Source organism: Methylobacterium sp. Leaf106, assembly GCF_001422895.1.
GTDB classification, from domain to species: domain Bacteria; phylum Pseudomonadota; class Alphaproteobacteria; order Rhizobiales; family Beijerinckiaceae; genus Methylobacterium; species Methylobacterium bullatum.
In genome coordinates, this window is the sequence record NZ_LMNB01000033.1 from 20157 (window position 1) to 45005 (window position 24849).

Genomic DNA, 24849 nt, shown 5'->3' on the forward strand with positions numbered 1-24849 from the left:
ATGTGCCGGGAGACGAAGACGTAGGGACGAGGGCCGCCGAACCGGTCACCGGCCCCGGACCGCCGGGATCCCCGTTCGATGCGGTATCGCAAGCAGCCGGTCCGCGGAGTTTTGCCGATGAACGGCCCCTGGCCCGCTAGCCCCTATGCCGCAACGCCTCCGCCATCCGCATTAACGCCGGTGCGACGGCGCGCTCCGGCACGCAGGCATAGCCGAGAAGCAGCCCCTGCTCGGCGCGCGCAGGATCGGCGAAATGCGGCGAGAGCGCCGTGGTGGCGATGCCGGCGCGCGCGCAGGCTTGAACGGCGAGGCGATCGTCGAAGTCCGTTCCGGGGACGGGGCGGGCCACCAGATGCATGCCGCCGTCGCGGGGCGGCACCTCCAGCACATCGCCGAGATGGTCGCGCGCCGCCGCCACGAGGGCCGCCTGTCGCTGCCCGTAGAGACGCCGCGTCCGGCGCAGATGGGCGGCGAAATGGCCCTCCGCGATGAAGCGGGCGAGCGCACCCTGCCCGAGGATCGAGGCGAAGCCGCCGCTGCCCGTGAGGGCGCGGCGCACGGGCTCCACCAGGGCCTCCGGCAGGACGAGGTAGCTCATCTGCAGGGCGGGCAGGAGCACCTTGGAGACGCTGCCGACATAGAGAACGCGCCCGGCCCGGTCGAGGGCGTGGAGCGGCGCCAGCGGCCGCCCGGCATAGCGGTACTCGCCGTCGTAATCGTCCTCGACGATCCAGCCATCCTCCGCCTCCGCCCAGGCGAGGAGGGCGAGACGGTTCTCCAGGCTCATCGTGGCGCCGAGGGGATGGCCCTGGGCCGGTGTCACCACCGCGAGCCGGGCGCCGGGATCGATGGACCGCGCCCGCGCGATCGAGAACCCCGCCCCGTCGCACGGCACCGGGACCGTGCGCAGGCCCGCCGCCCGCAGGGCATGGGCGAGGCCGGGAAAGCCTGGCTCCTCCAGATAGGCCGCCTCGCCGGGCTCCAGCAGAAGCTCCGCCAGGAGGCGCAGGCTCTGCCGGATGCTGGCTGTGACGATCACCGCCTCCTCGCTGCAGGCGACCCCGCGCCCGGCCGAGAGATAGGCCGCCAGGGCGCGGCGCAGGCGCGGATCGCCGAGGGGATGACGATGCGCGGGCGGGCCAGCGCGCCACTCGGCCTGGAGGAGGCGCGCCCAGGTTTCACGTGGAAACGCATCGAGGGCGGGTCGGCCGAGGGCGAAGGCGTCGGGGATCGGGGCGTCGCCGGCCTCGCCCCGCGACGCTGCCAGCGACGCCCCGCGCCGCGACAGGACCGGCGCCGCGATTGAGGGGGTCGTGCGGCCCGCCGCGCCCCGTGGCACGAGGAGGTCGTCGGGCAGGGTGTCGGCCACGCTTGTGCCGGAGCCGGGGCGGGTGGTGAGGTAGCCTTCGGCGACGAGTTGTTCGATGGCGAGCAGGATCGTCCCCCGCGCGCAGCCGAGATCCCCGGCGAGGGTGCGGGACGAGGGCAGACGCATTCCGGGCGGCAGGCGTCCGGCCAGGATCGCGTCGCGCAGGGCCTCCCGCACGCGCCCGTGCAGGCTCGCATCCCCGCGACGAAGCGGACCGGCGGTCGGCGGGTCGAGATCGAGCTGAAGCGGCAGGGGAGGGCGGCGCCGGGTCTTCGTCGAACTGGTCCGGTCATCGGGCGAAAACTGGATCTTCCGCATGATCCGCTTCTCGTCAACAGTGACGGCGAACACCGCGCCACGCCGAGGATGCGTCATGTACGAGCCGCCCCATTTCCGCACCGACGATGCCGCGGCCCAGGCCGCCCTCATCCGCGCCTGCCCGCTCGGCCTGCTGGTGAGCGCGGGCGCCGGCGGGCTGATGGCCAACCCCGTTCCCTTCCTCCTCGACGAGGGCGCTGGCGGAGAGCGCGTGCTGCGCGCCCATCTCGCCCGCGCCAACCCGCACTGGCGCGACCTCGACGGGCTTCCCGAATGCCTCGTCGTGTTCCAGGGGCCGGACCGCTACGTCACGCCCTCCTGGTACGCGACGAAGCGTGAGACGGGGAAGGTGGTGCCTACTTGGAACTACGCCACCGTCCAGGCGCGGGGCCGCCCGCAAGTCATCGAGGACGAGGCCTGGCTGCGCCGGCAGATCGACGACCTGACGCGGATGCAGGAGTCGGGGCGGGACGCGCCCTGGTCGGTGGCGGACGCGCCGCCGGCCTTCACCGCCGCGCAGATCAGGGGGATCGTCGGCATCGAGATTCCGATTGCGCGGCTCACCGGCAAATGGAAGGTCAGCCAGAACCGCACGGAGGCGGACCGGGCCGGCGTCGCGGCCGGATTGCGCCGGGACGCGGGCGGCAACGACGCGATGGCGGACCTCGTCGACAGGTTGGGAGTTCGGGCATGAGCGAGCGCGTGAATTCCTATGGCCAGCCGGTCGGCCCCGCCCTCGCGGGGTGGACCGCGCCGTCGTTCCCGCCACGCGAGGCGATGCAGGGCCGGTTCTGCCGGATCGAGCCCCTCGATGCCGAGCGCCATGCGGGCGACCTCTTCTCCGCTCTGGCGCACGACCCGGCGCGCTGGACCTACCTGCCCGTGGAGCCGCCGGCGGACGAGGCCGAGTATCGCGCGCGACTGGCGGAGATCGCGCGCAGCCGCGACCCGATGCATCACGCCATCCTCGACGCCGCCACCGGCCGGGCGCTGGGCCTCGCGGCCTATCTCAGGATCGAGCCGGCCCATGGCTGTATCGAGGTCGGCCATATCCAGTTCGGCCCCGGTCTCGCCCGCAACCCCGCCGCCACCGAGGCGATGGCCCTGATGATGGACCGCGCCTTCGACCTCGGATATCGCCGCTACGAGTGGAAATGCGACAGCCTCAACGCGCCCTCCCGCGCGGCGGCCCTGCGCTACGGCTTCACCTTCGAGGGCATCTTCCGCAACGCCATCGTCACCAAGGGGCGCTCGCGCGACACGGCGTGGTTCGCGGTGACCGATGCCGACTGGCCCCGCCTGCGGGACGCCTTCGCCGCCTGGCTCGCGCCGGAGAATTTCGACGATGCGGGCCGCCAGCGGCGGACCCTCGCGGCCCTGCGGGGCTGAAGACCGTCCGGCGATGGGAGCACCGCCCTCCGAAAGCCGGAGGTCGTCTCGGCCCCATCTCACGTTTCATCCGGCGTGATCATCCTCTGCATCATGAATACTCTCGTCCTGTTGCAGAGACGGCGCAGCGTCTCGGGGTGCGGCCGGCTAGGGTGTCGACGGGACCGGGGGACATCGGTGCCTCGGGCCGAAGGAAACACCGCGCCATGACGCCCGTGAGGATCGCCGTCGCGCTTCTTCTCGCCGCCTGTTCCTGCGCGCCGGCGCTGGCCGGCTCCGAGGACGGCAAGGACGGCAAGAGCGGCGGTCAGGCGCGCTCGTCGAAGGCCAAGTCGCCGTCGCCTGAGACGAAAGCCAAGCCGTCGTCGCCCGAGAAAGAGGATGTCGACACCGAGCACCTGTTCGGCTTCACCGAAGGAACGGATGCCGGCGAGAAGGGCCAGCAGGAGGTCGTCTTCGACAGCGTCTCGCGCATCGGCAAGCGCCGCGCCGGCCCCGGCCCGTCGCATTACCGGGCCTTCGACGCGCGCCTCGGCTATCAGTTCGATCCGATCGACCGCCTGAGCATCGAGTTCAGCGCCTTCGGCACCCTGCACCGGGTCCGCACCATCGCCGATCTCGACGACAAGGCCTTCGGCACGTTCGACGGGGCCTCGATCGACGTGAAGTACCAGTTCCTGAAGGGCTCGGCCGAGCAGCCCGTGGGTTTCGCCCTGGAGGTGAGGCCGCGCTTCACCCGCATCCTGCCGATTGAGGGCAACGGCGCCGACGTCTTCGATCTCGAGACCCTGGCCCAGGTCGATGTCCAGATCGTGCCGAACACACTCTGGTACGGCAGCAACGTCAGTTTCGAACCGGCGGTGGGGCGCCAGCGCGGCTCGGGCGAGGGCTACCGCTCCTCGACCTTCGTCTGGTCGAACGCCCTCGTCGGAGAGGTGGCGGACAAGACCTATCTCGGGCCGGAACTGCGCTACCTGCGCGGCTATGACGGGGCTTTCCTGAACCGGCTGGAGAGCCAGGCCCTGACCCTCGGCCCGGCCCTGCACCACCGCTTCACCGAGAAGGCCTGGATCACCCTGGCCTATGCCGGCCAGATCTGGGGGCGCGATGCCGATCCCGCCTTCGCACGGCGCGCCCTCGGCCTCGGCCAGTTCGAGCGCCACGCCGTCCGCCTCAAGCTCGGCCTCGAATTCTGACGTCGCGGGCCATGCGATGAGGGCGGGGGCGCCGTGCCCAGTCCGGTTCCGGCCTTGCCCGCCAGCGAGATGATGGTGCTTTGGCGAATCGCGGGTCGCGTTTTGGGTGATTTCACCCAGATTTCCATCATGGAACGAGTTGATCTCTGCTGCGAGGTGAGAAAGAAGAGCACTCATCGTTCCCAAGTGCGGGGTCAGGCTATTCTCATGAAATGCTTATTAGTATTGAACGGGAGCTTCGGCTCCACCGTCATCCGGCTGGTCTGATCATGGGCGAACATCACAAGCATGCATCGGTGGGGGTCGCGCAGGCGATCTTCGACGGGATGCCGTCCGCCGACCGGGCGAAGGTCGAGGCGGAGGCCGCGAGCAAGGGCGTGAGCGCCCTGGAGATCGTGCGCCAATCCCTCGACATCCTCATCGCCGATGCCAAGCCGGCGACCAACGGGGGCGGCGGAGCGGGTTCGGCGCGGTGAGGGCCGTCGCGTCATGGTTCGGCCATTCACGATGACGGGCCACTCCCGTGGCCTCGTGGGGGCGCTCCTCCTGCTCTCGGCCCTGTCCGGCCCGGCGCAGGCGCAGCGGGTCGAGGACGGGTCCGATGCCGTCATCGGCAAGTCCGCGGCGGAAGCGATCCTCGTCATGGTGGGGGAGCGTTTCGGCGCCCTCGATCCGAAGGTGACGGCGTTGCGCAAGGCCGAAGGGTCGTGGGTCTGCGGCTCGGTCAACGTGAAGAACCGGGACGGGCTCTATATCGGCGAGCGCGGCTTCGTGGCCGATCCGTCGAGCGCGTTCTTCGGCCGTGTCCCGGAGGGGCCGGAACTCCTCAACCCGCGCGCCGAGGGGTTCCAGGCCCTGGAGCGGATCAGGGAGATGTATTTCGCCATGTGCCTGGACTGAGAGACTTTTTGGATGTTTTTCCAAGGCTCTACCTCATCCTGAGGTGCCGCGTAGCGGCCTCGAAGGAGGGCTCCAGGGAACGCTTCGGTATCTGGAGGGCTCCTTCGAGGCCCTTCGCCGAGGCGAAGGGCACCTCAGGATGAGGTGGTCGGGTCGGGCGATCGACTTTGGCGGACGACCGACATCAGCGTGTGCATCCGCTGAGGCATCCGATCACGCCGGCTCGGTCACGGGGCGATCCGAAACCGCCCGGTCCGGCGACACCAAAGCCGGCCGACGCCGTTATCCCCCCATGATGATGGACACGCCGCGCCTCGGTTTCTGCTGCACCTTCGTGCTCGACGACGATCCTGCCAGCTTCAAGACCCTGAAGGCCGCCCGCGAGGCGACGCTTCACATGAACCTGTCGCACACTACCATGAGCCATCTCGACAGGCTCSCGCCCGCGGCGCGGCGGGCGAAGCTCGAGGGTCTCGTCCGGCACAATCTCGGCGCGCTCGAACGGCAGATCGCCTGGGTCGCGGCCCGGCCGCCCCTGGAGCGCCTGCTGCGGATGGCGAGTAATGTCCTGCCCGGTTACACCCACGCGGTGGCACGCTCGATCTATGCCGAGCCCGAGATGGTCGATCTCGTGGAGACCGGTCTCGCGCGCGTCGGCGATCGGGCGCGGGCGGGGGGCGTGCGCCTCAGCTTCCACCCCGGGCCGTTCTGCGTCATCGCCTCGCGCAACCCCAATGCCGAGCGCAACGGCATCTCCGAGCTCGAATACCATACCGAGCTGATGGCGATGATGGGCTATGGCGGCGGCTGGCACCCGCAGGGCGCCCATATCAACATCCATGTCGGCGCCCGCGATCCGGGCATCGACGGGTTTCGCGCCAGCCTGCCCAAGCTCTCCCAGACCGCGCGCGACCTGCTGACGGTGGAGAACGACGAGAACGCCTTCGGCCTCGACACGGTGCTGGACCTGGCGGACGACGTGCCGGTGGTCCTCGACCTGCACCACCACTGGGTCCAGAGCGGCGGCATCTATATCGAGCCCGACGATTCGCGGATCGCCCGCATCCGCGACTCCTGGCGCGGCGTGCGCCCGATCGCCCATATCAGCCTCTCGCGCGAGGCCCTGCTGGAGGGGCACGACCCGGACACGCTGCCCGATTACGCCGCCCTGATAGGGGCCGGGCACAAGTGGCGCGACATCGCGGCCCATTCGCACCTGATGGGCAACCGGGCGCTCAACGCCCTCGTGGCCCGGCACCTCGCCTGGGCCGATTTCGAGATCGAGGCGAAGGGCAAGAACCTGGCCTCCACCGGCATCGCCGCCGCGGTCGGTGAGGTGCGGGCGGCCGAGCCGCTACGCGGCACCGCCTCCGCTGCGTGAGCGGAGCGACGGCTGCCTATGTCCTTGAGAGCTTGTGTGATCGGATTGCTCAGCGGATGCCCATACCCAAGTCGATCATTTGCCAAAGCAGATCATCCAAGCAGACCACCTCATCCTGAGGCGCCCGCGTCAGCGGGCCTCGAAGGAGCACTCCAGTTGTCGCGCGATATCTGGAGCCCTCCTTCGAGGCCGCTGCGCGGCACCTCAGGATGAGGTAAAGCCTTGGAAATACACCGCAAACACGCTCTCGGAAGCCTGCCCGCCGCCCTCCCGCACCGTGGTGCGTCGCGCGAACTGACTATCCCGTCGGTCAGCGCGTGGCGAACTTGATGCTGATCGCGGCCTTTGCCGTCAGGCCTGGGCTCTGCAGCAGGTTGAGGTACTGGGTGTAGCGCTTGTCGAAGGCGTTCTGCAGGGTGAAGTCGGCGCGGATCCGGTCGTTGACCCGGTAGGACGCGAAGACATCCACGAGGCCATAGGCCTTGGTCGCCAGGATCGTCGCACTGTCGGGAACGACGTTGCTTTTGTCCACGAAGGTGAGGCGGCTTCCCACCGTGAGGCTGTCGTCGAGGAAGCGCAGGCCGAGCGTGGCGCTGATGCGGTCCGGGGGGATGCTCAGAAGGGCCTCGCGCGTGGCCTTGTCGCGCCCCTCGGTATGGGTGGCCGCCACCGAGACGAAGCCGCCGCCCCAATCGTAGGCGCCCTCCAGTTCGACGCCGGAGATTTCGGCCTGCGCCACGTTGAGGTACTGGAACGACTGGACCGGGATGAAGCACGGGAAACGTCCGGGCCGGCCGACGCAGACCGAGGCCGGAATGCCGGGAATCACGGGCACGAAATAGGTCGGGCCGACCTGGGCGGTGTTGATGTAGTCGTCGATCTCGTTCTGGAAGACGTTGGCCTTGGCGCGGAAGACGTCGCCGGGCCTCAGGACATCGCCGTATTTGAGGTTGATGCCCCCTTCGATATTGTGCGCCACTTCGGGCTTCAGGGACGCATTCGGCAGGATGTTGAAGGCCGGGAAGGGATGGATGCCCTGGACCAGGGTCTCGGTGATCGACGGCGCCCGATAGCCTTCCGCATAGGTGCCGTAGAACTCGATCCCGGCAAAGGGCGAGACCCCCACCGTGATCTTGGGAGAGAGGCGGTCGCCGCTCGAGCTCGCGTTGCCGCCGGACATTTCGTAATGGTCGTAGCGCAACGCTCCGATGACCCGCAGCCAGGAGGCGTAGCGCACCTCGTCCTGGATGAAGGCGCCCGCCAGGGTCCGCTGCCCGGAGGGCGTGAAAGCGGAGCCGAAGCCCCCGGCATTGTCCGTAGTCTTGACCCGGTCGAACACCGCGTCGCCGCCGATGGTCAGGGCGTGACTCAAGGCCCAGGTGTCGAAACGGGCCGTGTTGTGGACGTCGACGCCCAGCGTCTCGATGTCGTAGTCGATCCTGTCGCCGGCCCGCACGCCGAGATTGCCGTAGAGACCGCTCGCGGTGTCGTCGAGGAAGGTCAGCGTGTTGTGCGTGCCGGTGTAGTAGCCCTTCACGCTCAGATCGATCAGGGGCACGTCGGGCCGGGCGAAGCGGTAGCCGAGGGTGTAGGTGTTGGCCTGGACCGCGTTGTTGAAGCGGGCTCCGGCGTTGCTGCTGCCGTTATTGGCGAAGTCGAAGTTCTGCAGGAGGGCCGTGCCGCTGATCTCGTGGCCGTCGGCGGGCCGGAGGTTGAACTTGGCCAGGCCGGAGGTCAGTTCGTTGCCGGTGTCGCGCACGAGCGTGCCGAACCCGTCGCGATAGGCGTCGTTGTTGCGGTAGACGAACTGACCGAACACATCCGCCGCGGTGCCGATGCGGGCGCCCAGCGCCGTCGAGTTCAGGAATGTCTGTCCGTTCGAGCCGAAGCCGAATTTCTGGACCGCGCCCGCCTTCTCGTCCGGAGCCAGGATGTCGTCGATGGAGCGCGTGCGGAAGGCGACCACGCCGCCGATCGCGCCGGAGCCGTAGATGGTGGAGGTGGGGCCGCGCGTGATGTCGACGCCGCCGACGAGTTCGGGATCGAGATAGAAGACGCCGTTGGCGCTGTGGCCCGAGGTCTGGAAGTTCTGGCGGGCGCCGTCCACCAGGACGTTGACGCGCCCGAAATCCTGCAGCCCGCGGATGTTGATGGCCTGGGCCGGGTCGTTCTGGTTCTCCTGCGTGGTGACGCCGGGGACGTCGCGCAGGACGTCGGAGAGGCGGCTCGGCTGCAGGCGGTCCATCTGCGCGCGGGTGACGACGCTGCTCCCGGACAGGGCGTCGATGGCGGGCTCCTCGGTCTTCGTCGCGGTGACCGAGAGAGTGTCGAGGCTCACCGCCGTGTGCGGCGGTTGCGCCGCGGGGAGGGCGGGCGCCGTCTGCGCTTGAGCGGCGCTCATCGCGATGAGCGAGACGCCGACGAGGGCGCCGGCGCGATGGGGGGTGAGGAGGCGACGGGGAGGCATGACCGGTTCCGCGAGACAGAAAGGCAGCGCTGGGAGGTTGGCTGGCTCCCAGCGCTGATGCTGCTTCGTGACTGTGCGGTCAACGCAGTTTAGTCTTGGCTAGATTGGGGTAGGTCCAAGAACCGTCTGAATATTTCTGGACCTGTTCCAGTTCAATATTGTAATACCGTGGTCTGTTGCCGCCCGGTCACAGGCGGCGCGGGAGGATGAAGGGCCGCCCGCCCTCGGGCACCCGCCCGACGGGCCAGCTCACCTGGAAGATGTCGGCGATCAGGTCGTCGCGCAGGATCGCCGCCGGGGTGCCGCGCGCCACGAGGCGGCCCTCGGAGAGCACCAGCAGGGTGTCGGCATAGGCGGCCGCGAGATTGAGGTCGTGCAGGATCGCCACCACGCCGACGCCCCGGTCCCGCAGCCCATCCACGGCTTCCAGGATCGCGCTCTGATGGCGCAGGTCGAGGCTCGCGGTGGGTTCGTCGAGGAACAGGACCTGTCCGGTGGCGATGGTGCGGCCGGCGGCGAGCTGGCACAGCACGCGTGCGAACTGGACGCGGGCCTGCTCACCGCCCGAGAGGCTCTGATAGGCACGGCCCGCGAGATGCAGGATGTCGGCCCGGCCGAGGGCGTCGGCGAGGATTGCCTCGCGGTCGCGCCGGGTGAGGCCCCGGCCGATGCCGTCGAGCCCGATGCGGGCGACGTCCGAGACCGAGAAGGGAAAGGCGAGCCGCGTGGTCTGCGGCATCACCGCCCGCAGGGCCGCGAGCCGCCAGGGCGGGATCGTCGGAACCGGCGTTCCGCCATAGGCCACCGTGCCCGCGGTGGGGGCGAGCTCGCCGCACAGGAGGCGCAGCAGGGTGGATTTGCCCGCGCCGTTCGGGCCGATGATGACCTGCAGCGATCCCGGCGCCACGTCGAGCGACACGCCCTCCACGAGGGTGCGCCCGCCCGTGGCGAAGGCGAGGCCGGACGCGGTGAGCAGGGGCGCCGCCTCAGACATTGAGGGTCCGGGTCCGCGCCAGGAGGAGCCACAGGAAGACGGGGGCGCCCACCAGCGCCGTGACGATCCCGATGGGCAGTTCGGCCGGCGCCACCGCGAGACGCGCCGCCACATCCGCCAGGACGAGGAGCGCGCCCCCGAGGAGGGCCGAGGCCGGCAGGAGCCGCCGGTGCTCGGGGCCGATCATCAGCCGCAGGGTATGGGGCACCACGAGGCCGACGAAGCCGATCACCCCGGCCGCCGCCACGCCGGCGCCGACGGCGATGGCCACCAGCAGGATCGCCGCCCGCTTGAGCCGCTCCACCGGGATGCCGAGATGGAACGCCTCCGCCTCCCCGAGGACCAGGGCGTTGAGCCCGCGCCCGAGGAACGGCACGGCGATCAGCACCGGCAGGATCGCCGGAGCGGTGGCCGCCACCTTGGTCCAGGTCGATCCCCCGAGGCTGCCCAGGGACCAGAAGGTGAGGTCGCGCAGCTGCCGGTCGTCGCTGGCATAGACGAGGAGCCCCGTCATCGCGCCGCTCAGCGCTCCGAGCGCGATGCCGGCGAGCAGCATCGTCGCCACGGAGGTCCGGCCCGAGCGGGTGGCGACGAGGTAGAGGCCGAGCGTCGCCACGAGCCCCCCGCAGAAGGCCGCCGCCGGCAGCACCGCATAGGGGAGCGGCCCCGGCAGGCCAAAGGCCACGAGGAGCCGGTCGCCGAGGACGATGATACAGGCCGCCGCGAGACCCGCCCCGGCGGAGACGCCGACCAGGGCCGGATCGGCCAGGGGATTGCGGAAGAGCCCCTGCATCAGCGCCCCGGAGACCGCCAGGCCCGCGCCGACCATCAGGCCCAGGAGGGTGCGCGGCAGGCGGATGTTGAGGATGACGAGGCTGTCGCGCGCGAGGCCCGGATCCGCCCCGCCCTGCATCATCACGTCGAGGATCCGCGCCGGCGCGATGGGGATCGCCCCGATTCCAACGGAGAGGAGGCTGACGGCGAGGACGAGGATTGCCAAGCCGGCGAAGACCGCGACGTCCCGGCGGCGCGGATCGGCGAGCCTGTCCCCGTGGACAGGATCAGCCACGGATGAGGTCGGGGTAGATCGCCCGTATCAGGTCGCGTGCGGCATCCGGGGTGCGCGGGCCGAAGCCGAGGAGGTAGAGGCCGTCCATGGCCACGAGGGCGTGTTTGGCGGCGGCCGGTACCTGGCCGAGGGCGGTGCCGGGGGCGAAGGTCGTCTCCGGGTTCGGGGCCTCGGCGCCGTTCTGCATCATCACCACGGCGTCGGGGGCGGCGGCGATGATGGCCTCGTCCGTCATCGGCTTGAACCCCTCGATGCCGGTCGCCGCGTTCTCCACCCCCGCCAGGGCCAGGATGCCGTCCGCCGTGCTGTTGCGGCCCCCGACCATGACGCGGCCGTTGGCTACCGACAGCACGACGAGCGCCCTGGCCGGGCGGGTGATGCGGGCGCGCTGCTCGCTCAGACCGGCGAATTGCGCGCGCACCTCCCCGGCGAGGGCGGCGGCCTCCCGTTCGAGGCCGGCGAGGCGTCCCACCGTGGCGATCTTGTCGAGGACACCTTCGGGGGTCGGCGGCTCCTTGACGATGGAGACCGGCACCCCGGCCTCGCGCACCAGGGTCAGCACGTCGGCTGGGCCGGCGCCCTCGGCCGCGATGACGAGATCCGGGCCGGCCGAGAGCAGCCCCTCCGCCGACAGCGCGCGCAGATAGCCGACATTCGGCTTCTCGCGCAGGGCCTGCGCCGGGTAGATGCTCGTGGTGTCGACCACCACGATCCGGCTCGCGGCCCCGAGCCGGTAGAGGATCTCGGTGACGGCCCCGCCCAGCGAGGCGATGCGCGCGGCCGGCCCCGCCGCCCGCGCCGGGCCCCCGAGGGCGGCGAGGCCGAGCCCGCCGGCCAGGATCGCGCGGCGGGACGGGCGGGGAGGGCAAGGACGGTGCGTCATCTGGTCGGGATCACCCTGTCGCTGGCGGTCGCCCTGAGCCGGTCGCGCGCCGGCATGGACGGGGACCGCCTCCCGGCGACCGTCCGTCGGCGTCACTCGTGTCATGCTATAGGTCGAAGAGTGTGCCTGCCGGCGCAGTCCAAGGCAAGATTTAAAAAATATCTACTTTTGAATTGATACAGTCTGTTCTTGCCGTTGCTGCGCCGGAGGCTCTACCGACGCGGCCGCTGCATCTTCACCACGGTGCTCTTGGGGCGGCCGATCGGCTTCAGGGGCGCCTTGGCCTCCAGGGCGGCGCGGGCGAGGTCCTGGGGGCGCGGCGCCCCGTTCGCTATCCGCATCAGGGCCTCGGCCATCTCCTCGATGGTCTGGGCCGCCTCGCCCTCCAGCGTCTCCTCCGCCCGGATGCCGGGAAGTTCGGGCGCGATCTCTTCGGCGGCCTCCCGCAACTGCTCGATGAGTTCGGAGGGGGAGTAGCGGGAGGGGGGTGACTGTGCCATCGGGCGACCATGGCAGCCGCCGGCGGCCTCGACAACCGGGCCGATGGAGTATGGCTCTGGACGCCGGGCGATGCGGTCTGGCGCGCCTCGATCGTTCCGGGGCCGCGCAGCGGAGCCCGGATCCGAAGGGCGCGCGAGGGTGAAATCTCGTGGTCAAACGCCGACGCTGAAGGGCGGTTGCGAGATGGGCGTTGATCAATCGGTTATGGTCGATAGCCTATTTTTGAAAGTTCTGGGAAAGGTCTCATTGGCGATCTGTCACATCCCATGCCTGTTGAAATAATGGGCCAAGCCAATGGTTTCTCCGAAAGAATAGATTGGACTTCGACTGACACTGTTTTATGAAACGCGCTATCTACTGACAGCAGTGGGTTCCTAAGTTTTGCCTTAACGCAATAAACATTTTCGATTGGCTCGCTGCTAAAAATATTTCTTTTAGAATATGGCCCTGTAACTGAAGGGTCTAATATTTCGCGACCTATTACTGAAAACTGTGCAAATTCTACAGTGTTAAGAGCTCTTCTCGCAACATTTGATTCAATTGTGTCCGAGGTTGGAACTCCATCGACGTATTTCACACCTGATAACGTGCACCCTGCAATATTTACGCTGAAAAATGCCAAAAGGATCGATTTTATGGTTTTTCTATTCATAGATCGAACTCCGTATCTGTAAAATTGTACAACGATCATAATTGCGGCTTCTAGAGGCGAAGCATAAATATCAATTAATTCTGAAAATAGTTACCCAAATGCATCAGATTGGTAGGGTCTAACGCATCAGCCAATGCGCTGCGTTTGAGCGCGACGTAGGATAACCCTTACGGCGGGGGCGGGTCGAAACGGGCTGTGCCTGCGTCAGATTGAGACTGTTGGAGTTGTATGACCTGGAAAAATTCGGGTCGATGCGGCTCCTTTAAGCGAACCTTTCCCTTGTTCTGGCTTCTCGGTGATAGGAGATGGCGCACTGCGGGGGGCGATCACCGGTGACCATGCGGCCTCAATCATTCCACGACGGCTCCGCGACGGACGCGTCCCGCCCCGAGGGCGATTCCGGCCACGGGCGGCTGAGCCTGAAGGGGCAGGGCGTCGTGAACCTCGCTCTGGCCAAGGGAGAGGGCGCCCCCGTCGACGATCTGCTCGCCGCCTCCGAGGCTCCGGCGAGCCAGATGGCGCTGCCGCTCTGGCTGCTGCTGGTGGGGCGGGAGGCGGTCCACCGGCGCTGGGGCCTCGTCACCGGGGCGGGCCTCGTCTGGACGGGGTTCGGCGCCGCCCTCGTGATCGATGCCCTCGACGGGGCCACGCATATTCCCGACCGCTGGTTCGGCCTCCTCCTCGTGGTCGAGGCTTTGGGCTCGTTCCTGCGCGGCCTCGTCGCCACCGGCGCCGCGCGCCGGTTGCGCCTCCTCAAGGCGGCGCTCCTCCTCGTGGTGGCGGTGCTGACGATGCTGGCCTCGTCCTCGAGCACGTTCCTCCTCGCCATGCTGTTCGGGACGGCCTTCCTGTTCGACGGCCTGTCGCGCTTCGCGCTCTCCTATGTGCTCCGCTTTCCGGGCTGGCGCCTGTCGGCGGCGCATGGGGCGCTGGGCGTGGCGTTGGGCATCATCACCCTGCAGCCCTGGCCCACCTGGTACGCCGGCACGGTGGGGTTCTGCATCGGCGCCTTCCTGATGCTGGCGGGGATCAAGGTGGCGATCCTCGGGCTGCGGTTGCGGCGCCCTCCGGCGGCAGCCGGACCGCGCGCCGACGGGGCCGGCACGGACACGCTCACCGTCTATGTCTGGACGCCGACGGGAACGGTCTCGATCCCGGCCCGGCAGCGCCTGGTCCATCGCTACGTCATCTCCGTGAACGGGTCCGGCCACATCTCCACCGGGCACGCGGCCCTGGAACTGGGCGATGGCAGCGGGACGCACGGGAGCCCGCTCTATGTGAGCCATTACCCCGCGGTGGAGATCGACCGGTCCCCCGACAACCTGCGCGCCACCCTGCGGGCCGGCCCGGAGAACAACGTGCCGGGCCGCTTCCTGCCGAGCTACCGCGAGGAGGCGGACGATTGGTGCGAGGCCACCGTCACGGTCACCCTCCACGGCATCGACGGGGCGGGCTTGACGCGCTTCTGGGCCGGTTATCGCCGCGACGCGACCTACAATCTCGTGGGCCGGAACTGCTCGACGGCGGTCGCCCGCGCCCTCGACGCCGCCGTGGAGGGCGCGTTCAGCCGGGCCGGCAAGCCGTGGCGCAGGCTCGCCCAGGCCGCCCTGAGCCCGGAATTCTGGGCGGCCGCCCTCCTGCGGAACGGGGCCGGCGCGATGACCTGGACGCCCGGTCTCGTGCTCGACTACTCGCGGGCGCTCAGCGCCCTCATCGATCCCGTCTCGCCGGTCCCGGCCATCAGCTGGGACGGCGTGAGGCGGCGGCTCCTGCGCAACTGGCGGGCCGAGGCGGTGGCGCGGATGCGCAGCCTCGCCCGGCGGCGGTCCCCGGCCGCGTAGGCGGCGGGGCGGGAGTGGGTCGGTCTGGGATCCGATGGGGTCGCCCCGACATCGGAGCGTTCGGGCGACCATGCCATGATGGGGATAGGCAGATCCCCACCTTGCCCAACCACAGCGTCGCCGTGTCGGCGTGCCGGAGCGACAAGACCCGCTTCCGCTGGTCGGTGACGACGGCCGGGTTCCATTCCTGCAGTTCGACGACCTCCTCTTCTTCCGCCGCCATGGCATTGGCCGCCGGCATGTCTCACGCCCACGTCCTGGCGGAGCCGTATCGGATCAGGGCGCGGATCAACGATGGCGGGTGGATCTAGCGCCGTGCCCGCTCAGCTTGGATCATAGGCATCGTATCGAGCGGCGGTGAGATAGTTGCGGCACTCGTTCGGCCGGAAGGCGGAGAAAGCCTCTCGAATGGCGATGGTCAGGTCGTCGGCGGTTCGCGCTGCGGCGGTCCGAAGGAGGGCTTTGACCTTGGCAAAGACTTGCTCGATGGGATTGAAATCGGGTGAGTAGGGCGGGAGGTAGAGCACCCGTGCACCGACCGCCTCGATGGCTTCGCGCACCCCGGCGACCTTGTGGGCGTTCAGATTGTCGAGGATGACGGTGTCGCCGGCCCTGAGCACAGGAGCCARGGTGTCGGTGACGTAGGCACGGAAGCGCATGCCATTSGTTGCTCCATCGAAGACGCTCCTGGCGATCAGKCCCGTGGCCCGCAGGGCGGCGGTGATGGTGGTGGTCTTGTAATGCCCATGSGGCACGGCGATCCGACAGCGTTCGCCGCGGGGAGCACGACCATAGCGGCGGGCCATCTTCGTCGTGGCGGCCGTCTCGTCGAGGAAGACCAGGCGATCCGGATCGAGGTCGGGTTGGCGCTCGAACCAGTCCTCGCGTGCGGCCTTCACATCCGGCCGCTCCTGCTCGGCCGCGTGGACAGCCCCTTTTTACGGGTGATGCGGTGCCGGGCGAAGAAGCGTGACAGGCTGCTCGTGCTCGCTTGGACACCGCGTTCCGAGAGRACGTCRCGGAGCTCGCGCAGGAAGGATTGCGGGTGTTCTTCGTTGGCCCGAAGGATCAGGGCGGCCTGCGCTTCCAGGCGCTGCGAGTTGCGGTCGCCGCCCATGGGCTTGGGCGCGATCCGCCCTTCTTGCCGAAAGCAGTCGTGCCAGCGGATCGCGCTGGCCGCTCCGACACCGAAGCGTTTGGCTGCCTGACGCCGCGATGTGCCCGCTTCAATCGCGGCGACCACACGCTCGCGCAGATCGACNGCGGATCGCGCTGGCCGCTCCGACACCGAAGCGTTTGGCTGCCTGACGCCGCGATGTGCCCGCTTCAATCGCGGCGACCACACGCTCGCGCAGATCGACCGATAGAGCTGAAGGCATGGTGATCCTCCCTCATAAGCCCGTCCAGTGAATCACAACTGATCCAAATCGCCTACCCCCAACGATTCAAACCGCCAGGGCACGGCTCTAGCCAGAGGGACCGCGCTGGTCAGTGGTGAAGCGGCCTTGGCCAATTCACGTCGATCCTTTCACGCCCGGCGGTCCCCTCATTGAAAGGTCGATTCAATCGTTCGTTTGGTGACTGCCACTTATGGCCTTTTCAGCTGCCGGGTTTCCGCGGCCCACTGACAACTTTTGGGTGGCCCAGCAACGCGCCGAGCCGCCGGATCGAGCCGCATGACGCCCTTGACCTCAGTCTGGAGTTATTCTAATTAAGAACCACGCGGATGGCGGGGGTCGGCAGGCCTCCTGCCCCCTGGACCGGATCATTGGGAGAGACACATGGCACACATCACCAGCGCGGCCTGCGAGAGCTGCCGCTTCTTCGACGATCACAAGATCAATGGCGGTCAGTCGGCCGGCGACGAAGGTCTCTGCCGCTATAACCCGCCGGTGAGCCAGCCCGAGCCGAAGTCGCCGGGCCTGTGGCCGGTGGTGGCGTCCAAGGATTGGTGCGGTCACTTCACCTCCGACATGACGGCGGCCGAGTAAGCCAACCTTCCTCGTCGGTGGCGGGATCGGGGCCGGTGCGTGAGCACCGGCCCTTTTTCATGCGGCATCGTCTTCGGCGAGACACGCCGACCCTCACGAAGAATTCTCTCGCGGCTTGCGCGAAATCCGTTAGGACGCCGTGAGCCGGTCATGATCCGGTCACGTTCGCATCCGAAGCCGGGGCCTTCAGACGAGGGGCGGCTCCCGCCACCGCGCGCTCGACCACGCGCCCCGGACGGGCGGACGGCATGGGCGCGGACAGCGGCGTTTCGGGGCGGGTTAAGGATGTTCTTGATGACGTATCGACCCATTTCGGCCGTGGCCGGGCGCCTCCTGGCGCCGGTGGCCGGTCTTGCGCTCAGCGCGATGTCCGGCCTCGCCATGGCTGCTCCGAACGATCCGAGCGGAACCTGGCTCACCGAGGACGGGCGGGCTCGCGTCCGTCTCGAGAAATGCGGCGCGAAGAACGATCACCTGTGCGGCTACGTCGTCTGGCTGAAGGTGCCGCTGAACGACAAGGGCCAGCCCCGGATCGACTTCAAGAACCCCGACCCGAAGAAGCAGGCCCGCCCATCGCTCGGCCACCAGCTCGTCATGGGCATCAAGCCCAACGCCGAGAACCATTACGAAGGCAAGATCTACAACGCCGAGGACGGGTCGTTCTACGACGTGACGATCTGGAGCGAGAAGCCCGGCGAACTCACCGTGCGCGGCTGCATGCTGCGCTTCATGTGCATGTCGCAGGCCTGGACCAAGGTCACCGATACGGCGCCGGGACAGATCACCGGACCGACCAACGGCCCGGGCGGTCCCCGCTCCGATCCGGAATGGGCGCCGAAGGCCGCACCGGCCGCCACGGGGACCGGTACCCCTGCCGCGCCCTCCACGAAACCGGCCGCGCCGGCACCGAAGCCCGCGGCCAAGCCCGCCGAGTAGGGTACCGGACCGACCCGTTCGATCCGGGTCCCGACTCGTCGGACCTGCCGGCGACCGCTTCGATCCCATCCCGCCTGGCCGAAGCGTGCCGAGGCGGGGCGGACGCCCGACGGTACGGGAGACCGCGCGGCGGGCGTCCGAGGGTCGGATGCACGACGATCTTTCCCAATTATGGAGCCACGGCCCAGCGGCACCATTGCCGCGATGCGGGCCGTCCGGCGCCCCCCCGACCGGACCGGACGCGAGGTCCTCGACGACGACGCCAGCCATAAGTCCGCGACGATGCGCGCGTGGCTGGCGCGTCCCGCCCCCTGAACCGTCCCATTCCCATTCGGCCTCGGCCATCCGGTTCGACGTCGCCGAGGGCGTCTTCTCCGCGCCCGGTTCGACCGCTTCCACCGCCTGACCGTCCGCCACGACCGCCCGCCGAACCGGAGATCATCCGGATCGGACGGCTCCGTCAGCCGGTTCGAACGCCTCGCGTCCGCGCCACGTCCAGGGACACGCCCCGTCCAGTCGGGAACGACCGTACCGAGCCGGCTCATTCCGGCCGGCCGCTGTCGCAGACGGACAAACGTTGAGTGCGCCGCAGGCTCGACGTAAACTCTGCTTGTTAAAGGCATCGATTACCCCTTGCGGAGGGGTGATTTGATGCACGATCATTGCGGAGATCCAGGTCGATCCATGACATTTAGCCTGAAAGCCCTCGTCGTCCTCGCAATGTCCGCAACGGTATCGGGGGAGGCCAAAGCATTCGATGCCGGCTTCTTCAAGGGTCGCCACGTTTGCGACGGCGTGTCGACGCTGGACGATTGGGAATTCAGACCCGAAGGCTCGGCTTTCGACGTCTTCTTTCGCAAGACGAACGCGTCTTCTTTTCAAAAGCTGGAATTGGTCGCTCAGGACACGGAGGGTGGTCTCATCCTGGTGGACAGACGCGGCCGCCCTTGGGTCGCGGTGCGATTCGGGCAGAACGGCGACAGCCTCCAGGGTCGCTGGCTCACCGGCCAGGGCAAGCCGCAGGCCGATTGCGAGCCGTTCACGCTCGCTCGGAGCGAGAGCGTGAAGGCCCGCATCGATCGCCTCTTCGGCCTGCTCGGCGAGGCCCGTCCCTCCGTCGACACGGCGCGGGCCGTCGCCGGGGAGCAGCAGACGCTTCCCCCCTTCGACCTGCTGCCGGACCTCGACCAGCAAGCCTATCGTCAGCGCTACGCCGAGGCTGCGCCGACCTTCTGGAGGCGCTTCTACGACGCCGAGCGCAAGCGGCTCGCGGAGCTTCCCGTCGATCCGCCGGCCGCCCGCTCTCAGGTCGTCGCAGAGATGCGCGCGGCGACCAGCCCCGCTCTGGCGCCCGATGGGTCGCTCGACCGCAACGGGGCAGCCCGCCAGGCTGCCCTGGACTTCCTGCGCATCGTCGCCGACCGCCTCGCGGCGAGCGGGCAACCGCTCGAGGCCCTGCCGGGGGATACCGTGTGCGAGCGAATCGCGACGTTCGGCTATCTCGACATCGAGCGGCTCGAATGGGCGGTGGGTCTGCCGGTCGAATACTGGGACCGTCCCTTCACGGAGGACCTCCTCCGGAAAGCCCAGTCCTGCAAGGACGGCAGGACCGTCGTCCGGCTGCTGTCTCAATCCTATCCCGACATCGAGAAGCGCCGGAAGGCCGCCCTCTGGCTGCACGAGGAGCGGGAGCGCCTCCTCGCCCTTCCCCTGACCCTGACGTCGTTCCGTGAGACGAACGGGTTGCAGCTCGGCGGGGACGAACTCCGCCGAAACGGCGTGACGCGGATGGCCCATGACCGCTTCATCGGAGTCCCGCTCGAACCCCGTCGCACCGAGATGGAGCAGGCCGCCGCTCGGGAGCTTCGGGAGGCGTTCGACGGGGAGAGCCTCAAGAGCCTCCCCCTCAACGAGGCTCGCTCGCAATGCGACCGGCTCGTCGGCACGCCATGGGGCAACGAGGCCCTGTCGCGCCTCCACAAGACCTGCACCGGAATGGCGGAAGACTACGTGGCGAAAAGCGTCCGGCAGGTCTTCCAGGAGCAGGCCGGGCGGATCGAGGCCGCACCGAAGACGTTCGCAGGGCTGGAGGCCAACGACTGGTTCCTGATGGGCACAAGCGATGTGCGCGGGATCTATCCGCCGACGGCCCTCGTGACGGAGTTCAACGGCAAGGTCGCCGAGGTCCGGACCGAGGCCGTCCGCATTGCGACGGGCGAAGTCGACAAGGCCTTCGCCGCCGCCGATCCCCTATCGGACGCCACGGCGTCGCCCCTCCTGCAATGCGGGCGCGGCATGATTCCGTCGCATGAGAGTCTCAGGCCCCTCGTTCAGGCCTGCCAGGAGGGAAGCCGCGCCTTGGCCGCCCGGCGCGACGAGCTCCGGTGCCAGGAAGCCCTCAAGGCATCCGGTGGCGGCTCCGGCCTGCTGGACGCCGCGATCAGGCCGAAGGCCGCAGCGGGCAACAGCTTCCGGGTCCGTCAGCTCGTCTGCGAAGCGGCCAAGCAGAAGGTCACGGTCACCTTCCCCACCTCCGGCATGCTGTGGTGGTCCAAGCAATATGTCGAAGCGCGGCTCCCGGCCGAGCGAGGCCGCGACCAGGTCCGCGCCCTGCGCTGGCTCATCGAGCCGGTCGCCGATGCGAAGGGCGAATGGGCGATCTCCAGGCTCGAATCCAAGACAGGGGAGGTGACGCTGCCCTTCCCCGAAGACAGCCTGCTGCCCTGCCTCGCGCGGCAAAGCCTCTGCCGCTGACGTCTCCGCGCGACCTCGACACCGGGGTGGCCGTCCGCGGATCGAGGCCGGGAGGGTCCATCCGGCATTAGGGCGCAAACGCCACAAGCCGAGATCGCCGGCCAGATCGAACACATTCAGGGCGAGCTTCGGAAGCTCGTCAGGTCACTGGACGCTGTAGACAGCGCCATCCGCATCTTCGATCCCATGGCAGACGTGGGAGAGATCAAGACCCAACTGTACCCGCCGCTTCATGCCGCCTTCCGAGGCGAGATGATGCGGTTCGTGCTGGGGGCGCTCCGCGTTACTGACGGGCAGCTCACGTCCCGCGAGATCGCGGACCATGTCATGGTCGGGCGTGGCCTCGACAAGGACGATCCCAGGGTCGCGCAGATGACTCGGAAGCGCGTCGGAGCCTGCCTGTGGAAGAGTAAGCAGGCGGGGAACGTTAGAGGATTGCGAGTTGAGGGCGATTTGAAGGGGTGGGTGCGAGCTTAGACGGGCCAAATTGACCCTGCTAGCAACATATCATATATGATGAGAAGGAAGTGGCATGGGCAGTTTCCCGCCCATGCCGTTTTTGACTCTATGGCACCCTACGGGCCTGCGAACTGCATCAGGTTGTGGCGACCTGAGTGCAACCCGGAAGATCAGAGTGTTAAGGCGGCTCCATGCCGTCCACCTCCTTTCCGGCGTCAAAGACGCTCCGGCGATGTCTCAAATCAGGCATCCTCGGAGCGCCTTTTTATTATAGTACGCCGCTCAGGTCATTGTCCTCTTCATCTTGGGTGCCATTATTATTGACGGGATCGTTTCCCAGTACGTCATAGTCATCATGAGCCGCTGCCTGATCCGCAACGGTCTCTCCGGGATATAGTTGATCTTTAAGCCACCAGTAGTATTTTCCGTTCCATCTAACTGACCTTAATCGCTTATCTCTTGAAAGCGCCGAAGATAAATTAACTTCCTTATTAGATCCTCCAACAGAAACGCCTTGCTCGATAACTTTCGGGAGCAATTCTCCAATATAAACCGGCACGCCTGCTTGTTTAATCGCCCGCATTGCTGCCTCAGATTGACTTAAGGGCGCAAAGTTTTGCTGCGAAGCTTCTTCCTGCAATTTTACGTTTACATGGCTCGCCGGAATATGACCCGTCGCCCCAATGACTTCGTCAATGGCCTTTCGCAAAGCGGTCCAAGCCAAGAAGTCAGGATTTTGCTTTAACCGGCTGCGTAGCTTGCCTTCCAACTCTCTTAGCTCGTCGATAGCGGACATATGCAACCCTCCCACGGGTTCGCTGGCAGAAGCGTGAATTTGATATACGTCGTCGCAAAGGCCATGTCAAAGGCTGGTTTGCGCTATCCGCAAAGGAGCACTCAAACCACGACCATGCAGGCTTCACGCAACCTTGTGACACTGCCAGTAGCCGCAGAAGTCCACGGACGGGCCGCGCTTCATCGCCAGCCCGGCAATCCGCTCGTATTGAGTGCCGTTCGCTTCGCGGCGGTGATCCTCGCGCCATGACACCTTCTGCGCATAGTGGCGGAGATAGACGCCAGCGCTATGGTGATGGTGGCCCTGCTCGGCCCGACCGAGGCGGGAGAAGTACTCCTCGGCCGTGTTCGTGCAGGCGCCGCCATCGCTGTAGGCCTCGCGGTGATTGATGCGCTTGACCTCGTACTAAGCGTGAAGCGCGTTCCATGAAGCGGCCTCGTCGGCCTGAATGACTGAGCGCTTGGCGACGCGGGCCTTGATGAAGCTGAGGGCCGCGCATTCGGTGCGGAACACGGCGGGGCTAAAATTGCCGCCGCGCTCGCGGACGATCATAACGCACTCACGCTTGCCGTTCTGTTTTCTGGCAAAGCGTCGGTCGACGCGGCTCGCCTTGTGAATGGCGGGCTTGATGTAGCCGCCGAAGTAGCCGCCATCCACCTCAACCGTCTTGCCCTCGCCACCGACGACGCGGCCCTTCAACTCCACAGCCATGGCCTCGCGGAGTTTGTGAAGAAAGACGAAGGCGTACTTGTAGGAGACGCCAAATGGCCTGCTGCCGCTTCCATCGTCACGCCGGTTCATGCCGGCCCGCGCCGTCCCGGTTCCCAAATCCGGGACGATGCCTCGCCCGAAGCCCCGTCACTCCGCCAGCGCGGCGTAGGTCAGCACCCGCAATTCCCGTCTGATCGGCAGGGCCGACGAGGGGATGAGCTGGGCCAGCATCACCACGGCGAGGTCTTCGGCCGGGTCGATCCAGAACGAGGTGCTGGCCAAGCCGCCCCAGGCGACCTCGCCGGGGGTGCCGACGATCTGCGCCCGCGCCGGGTCGAGCATGACCGAGAAGCCGAGCCCGAAGCCGATCCCCGTATAGGAGGATTCCGAGAAGCGCGGCTGGCCCATCGAGGCGAGGTCGCCGCCGAGATGGTTCATCAGCATCAGCTCCACCGTCTTGCGCCCAAGGAGCCGCACGCCGTCGAGGGCGCCGCGCCCGAGGATGAAGCGGCAGAAGCGCATGTAGTCCGACGCGGTCGAAACGAGGCCGCCCCCGCCGGAGGCGATCGCGGGCTTGGCGGCAAAGCGGCTTCCCACCGCGTCGTCGTAGAGCTTGAGGCTGCGATCACGGAACAGGCTGTAATTGGCCGCCAGCCGCGAGACCTTGTCGGCGGGCACGTGGAAATCCGTGTCGACCATGCCGAGCGGGTCGATCACCCTCGTTTTGAGGAAATCGCCGAAATCCTGGCCCGAGACCACCGCGACGAGATGGCCGAGGAGATCGGTGGCGACGCTGTAGTTCCATTCCGCGCCGGGCTGGGCGAGGAGGGGCTGACGCGCCAGCCGGGCGACCACCTCGGCCAGGCTCGCATCCTGGTTCTCGCCGAAATCGACGCCGTTCTGCCGGTAGAGGGCATCGACGAGGGTGGCCTCCATGAAGCCGTAGGTGAAGCCCGCCGTATGGGTGAGGCAGTCGCGGATGGTGATCGGCCGCTCGGCCGGCACGGTCTCGGCCTTCACCCGGTTGCCGCCGGTGAAAACCCGCATGTCGGTAAATTCGGGCAGGAAGCGGGTGATCGGGTCGTCGAGCTGGAAGCGCCCTTCCTCGTAGAGCATCATCACCGCCACCGAGGTCAGCGGCTTCGTCATCGAGTAGATGCGGGTGATCGTATCGGCGGCAAACGGCGTCGCGCGGGCGATGTCGGCGAGACCATGGGCGCGGAAGAAGGCGGTCTCCCCCCGCCGCGACAGCATCACCGAGAGGCCGGCGAGCTTGCCCTCGGCCACCAGCCTGCGCATCCAGCCATCGACCCGCTCGAGCCGCTCGGGGCAGAGGCCGAGGGTTTTGGGGTCGGTGACGGGCAAGTCCTGAACCGAGATGTCCTGCATGCGCGCCACTCCGTCTTCACCGCCCTCGCGCGGCCGCCTCATCGAACCTGACCCCGGCCTTTAGAGCATCGTTCGGCGCCATGGGTACCGGTATTTGCCGGCTGTCGGTCAAACGCCGAAGGGCCGTCGCATGACGCATCGAAGGGCCGTCGCGTGGCGCATGAAAGCGCGGGACGTGGCGCTCACCAGCCCATGCTGCCCGGCCCGCCCTTGAACGGGCCGACGATCTCCGGCGTGATCCAGCCGCCATAAAAGCCGCCGGGCTGCGGCTCGACCTTCACGTCATCGACGAAACAGGCCTCCATCGCCCCGGCATAAAAGGCGACGAAGCCGGCAATGGCCGTGAAATCCGGCGTCGGCGTCGGGTAGGCCCAGGCCGCGCCCGGTGCCCGATGGCCGCCGGCCAGGACATCGAAGAGGACGGCGCGGCCCTTCCATTCGCAGATCCCCGCCATGGTGGGCGGCCCGAGCGCGCCGTCGGCCACATCGCCGGGGGGCAGGTAATAGGTCGGCGGGTGGCTGGTCTCCAGCACGCGGTACCCCGCCACCGTGTCGGCGACGGTGGCACCGGCGAAGACCACGCGCAGGCGCCGGGCCACGCGCTCCAGCCGAGGCGGACGGGGATAATCCCACACGCTTTCCTGGCCGGGACCGCAGGGCAGGGGGGTCGGGTGCATCGGAATCATCCAATTTCTATTTTTTATCAATGGGTTGCCGGTAGAACCCCCTCCCGGAAACGGGAGACCGTTTTCGCAGCGGGGGCCGGCGCGGAGGCGATATTCGAGACGCGGCGTTTGCGCGTGGCGCGGGCCATGCTAGCCCGGCTCGCGACGCGGACGATAGACATTCGGCC

Annotated in this window: 23 protein-coding genes and 2 pseudogenes; 11 read left to right on the forward strand and 14 right to left on the reverse strand. The window is 67.8% G+C overall.

Going from position 1 to position 24849, the window contains the following annotated elements; genetic code table 11:
* Positions 1 to 136: 136 nt before the first annotated feature.
* Complete coding sequence (gene pdxR / locus ASF34_RS17740; RefSeq protein ID WP_244479037.1) at positions 137 to 1687, reverse strand: MocR-like pyridoxine biosynthesis transcription factor PdxR; 1551 nt, start codon at positions 1685 to 1687, stop codon at positions 137 to 139.
* 55 nt (positions 1688 to 1742) lie between these two features.
* On the opposite strand from pdxR, the gene ASF34_RS17745 reads away from it, so the two are divergent.
* The 6 genes from ASF34_RS17745 to ASF34_RS17775 all read left to right on the forward strand — a co-directional run bounded on the left by ASF34_RS17745 (position 1743) and on the right by ASF34_RS17775 (position 6553).
* Positions 1743 to 2381, forward strand: a complete 639-nt coding sequence (locus tag ASF34_RS17745; RefSeq protein WP_056163043.1) for an FMN-binding negative transcriptional regulator — start codon at positions 1743 to 1745, stop codon at positions 2379 to 2381.
* Entirely contained in the window at positions 2378 to 3076 is a 699-nt protein-coding gene (locus tag ASF34_RS17750) for a GNAT family N-acetyltransferase (RefSeq protein WP_056163045.1), read from the forward strand. The genes ASF34_RS17745 and ASF34_RS17750 overlap by 4 nt, the downstream gene beginning before the upstream one ends.
* 206 nt (positions 3077 to 3282) lie before the next feature.
* Positions 3283 to 4272 (forward strand): hypothetical protein, encoded by a 990-nt coding sequence (locus ASF34_RS17755; protein ID WP_056163048.1) that lies wholly within the window; start codon positions 3283 to 3285, stop codon positions 4270 to 4272.
* 269 nt (positions 4273 to 4541) lie between these two features.
* Positions 4542 to 4748, forward strand: coding sequence for a hypothetical protein (locus ASF34_RS17765; RefSeq protein WP_056163055.1), 207 nt, complete (start codon positions 4542 to 4544; stop codon positions 4746 to 4748).
* Positions 4749 to 4779: 31 nt separating this feature from the next.
* A complete protein-coding gene (locus tag ASF34_RS17770) occupies positions 4780 to 5172 on the forward strand; it encodes a hypothetical protein (RefSeq protein ID WP_056163665.1) in 393 nt (130 codons plus the stop codon).
* A 292-nt stretch (positions 5173 to 5464) separates the two neighbouring features.
* Positions 5465 to 6553, forward strand: coding sequence for a UV damage endonuclease UvsE (locus ASF34_RS17775; protein ID WP_200913319.1), 1089 nt, complete (start codon positions 5465 to 5467; stop codon positions 6551 to 6553).
* Between the two features lie 310 nt (positions 6554 to 6863).
* On the opposite strand, the gene ASF34_RS17780 is transcribed toward ASF34_RS17775, so the two are convergent.
* The 6 genes from ASF34_RS17780 to ASF34_RS22895 form a co-directional block, all read right to left on the reverse strand.
* Entirely contained in the window at positions 6864 to 9020 is a 2157-nt protein-coding gene (locus tag ASF34_RS17780) for a TonB-dependent hemoglobin/transferrin/lactoferrin family receptor (protein ID WP_056163058.1), read from the reverse strand.
* A 187-nt stretch (positions 9021 to 9207) separates the two neighbouring features.
* Complete coding sequence (locus tag ASF34_RS17785) at positions 9208 to 10014, reverse strand: heme ABC transporter ATP-binding protein (protein WP_056163060.1); 807 nt, start codon at positions 10012 to 10014, stop codon at positions 9208 to 9210.
* Positions 10007 to 11083 carry a FecCD family ABC transporter permease gene (locus tag ASF34_RS17790; RefSeq protein WP_056163065.1) on the reverse strand — a complete coding sequence of 359 codons (1077 nt, stop codon included), beginning with the start codon at positions 11081 to 11083 and terminating at the stop codon, positions 10007 to 10009. Before ASF34_RS17790 ends, ASF34_RS17785 begins: the two co-directional genes overlap by 8 nt.
* Positions 11076 to 12071 (reverse strand): heme/hemin ABC transporter substrate-binding protein, encoded by a 996-nt coding sequence (locus ASF34_RS17795; protein ID WP_082494221.1) that lies wholly within the window; start codon positions 12069 to 12071, stop codon positions 11076 to 11078. The genes ASF34_RS17790 and ASF34_RS17795 overlap by 8 nt, the downstream gene beginning before the upstream one ends.
* Positions 12072 to 12178: 107 nt before the next feature.
* Entirely contained in the window at positions 12179 to 12466 is a 288-nt protein-coding gene (locus ASF34_RS17800) for a hypothetical protein (RefSeq protein ID WP_018045622.1), read from the reverse strand.
* Between the two features lie 203 nt (positions 12467 to 12669).
* The gene (locus ASF34_RS22895; RefSeq protein ID WP_156465763.1) at positions 12670 to 13119 is read right to left on the reverse strand and encodes a hypothetical protein; all 450 of its coding nucleotides are present in this window, start codon (positions 13117 to 13119) and stop codon (positions 12670 to 12672) included.
* A 338-nt stretch (positions 13120 to 13457) separates the two neighbouring features.
* On the opposite strand from ASF34_RS22895, the gene ASF34_RS17805 reads away from it, so the two are divergent.
* Together ASF34_RS17805 and ASF34_RS17810 are read left to right on the forward strand one after the other, a co-directional pair.
* A complete protein-coding gene (locus ASF34_RS17805; protein ID WP_056163071.1) occupies positions 13458 to 14960 on the forward strand; it encodes an HdeD family acid-resistance protein in 1503 nt (500 codons plus the stop codon).
* Between the two features lie 101 nt (positions 14961 to 15061).
* The gene (locus ASF34_RS17810) at positions 15062 to 15271 is read left to right on the forward strand and encodes a hypothetical protein (protein WP_018045620.1); all 210 of its coding nucleotides are present in this window, start codon (positions 15062 to 15064) and stop codon (positions 15269 to 15271) included.
* A 12-nt stretch (positions 15272 to 15283) separates the two neighbouring features.
* Here the strand turns inward: ASF34_RS17810 and ASF34_RS22440 are convergent.
* Positions 15284 to 16221 (reverse strand): IS630 family transposase gene (locus tag ASF34_RS22440; protein ID WP_244479038.1). Its coding sequence is split into 2 segments (ribosomal slippage), with 939 coding nucleotides annotated over them: positions 15284 to 15888 and positions 15888 to 16221; the frame shifts between segments, so codons are not numbered across the junction. This gene is flagged as partial in the annotation.
* A gap of 1 nt (position 16222) precedes the next feature.
* Positions 16223 to 16339 (reverse strand): annotated as a pseudogene (locus tag ASF34_RS23805) (IS630 transposase-related protein); the annotation flags it as partial.
* Positions 16340 to 16741: 402 nt separating this feature from the next.
* Between ASF34_RS23805 and ASF34_RS17825 the strand changes: the two are divergent.
* From ASF34_RS17825 to ASF34_RS17835, 3 genes are all read left to right on the forward strand, one after another.
* A complete protein-coding gene (locus ASF34_RS17825) occupies positions 16742 to 16951 on the forward strand; it encodes a hypothetical protein (RefSeq protein ID WP_018043143.1) in 210 nt (69 codons plus the stop codon).
* Positions 16952 to 17245: 294 nt separating this feature from the next.
* Entirely contained in the window at positions 17246 to 17887 is a 642-nt protein-coding gene (locus ASF34_RS17830) for a DUF2147 domain-containing protein (RefSeq protein WP_056163074.1), read from the forward strand.
* Positions 17888 to 18571: 684 nt separating this feature from the next.
* Complete coding sequence (locus ASF34_RS17835) at positions 18572 to 20641, forward strand: hypothetical protein (RefSeq protein ID WP_244479039.1); 2070 nt, start codon at positions 18572 to 18574, stop codon at positions 20639 to 20641.
* 144 nt (positions 20642 to 20785) lie between these two features.
* Here the strand turns inward: ASF34_RS17835 and ASF34_RS22910 are convergent, their stop codons facing one another.
* From ASF34_RS22910 to ASF34_RS17855, 5 genes and pseudogenes are all read right to left on the reverse strand, one after another.
* Positions 20786 to 20965: a hypothetical protein gene (locus ASF34_RS22910; RefSeq protein ID WP_156465767.1), complete on the reverse strand. Its 180-nt coding sequence runs from the start codon at positions 20963 to 20965 to the stop codon at positions 20786 to 20788.
* 403 nt (positions 20966 to 21368) lie between these two features.
* Entirely contained in the window at positions 21369 to 21896 is a 528-nt protein-coding gene (locus ASF34_RS22915) for a hypothetical protein (RefSeq protein WP_156465768.1), read from the reverse strand.
* A 123-nt stretch (positions 21897 to 22019) separates the two neighbouring features.
* Positions 22020 to 22697: pseudogene (locus tag ASF34_RS23540) on the reverse strand (IS1595 family transposase).
* Between the two features lie 57 nt (positions 22698 to 22754).
* The gene (locus tag ASF34_RS17850) at positions 22755 to 23996 is read right to left on the reverse strand and encodes a serine hydrolase domain-containing protein (protein ID WP_244479040.1); all 1242 of its coding nucleotides are present in this window, start codon (positions 23994 to 23996) and stop codon (positions 22755 to 22757) included.
* A 182-nt stretch (positions 23997 to 24178) separates the two neighbouring features.
* Positions 24179 to 24673 carry a DUF427 domain-containing protein gene (locus tag ASF34_RS17855; RefSeq protein ID WP_056163674.1) on the reverse strand — a complete coding sequence of 165 codons (495 nt, stop codon included), beginning with the start codon at positions 24671 to 24673 and terminating at the stop codon, positions 24179 to 24181.
* Between the last annotated feature and the right edge of the window lie 176 nt (positions 24674 to 24849).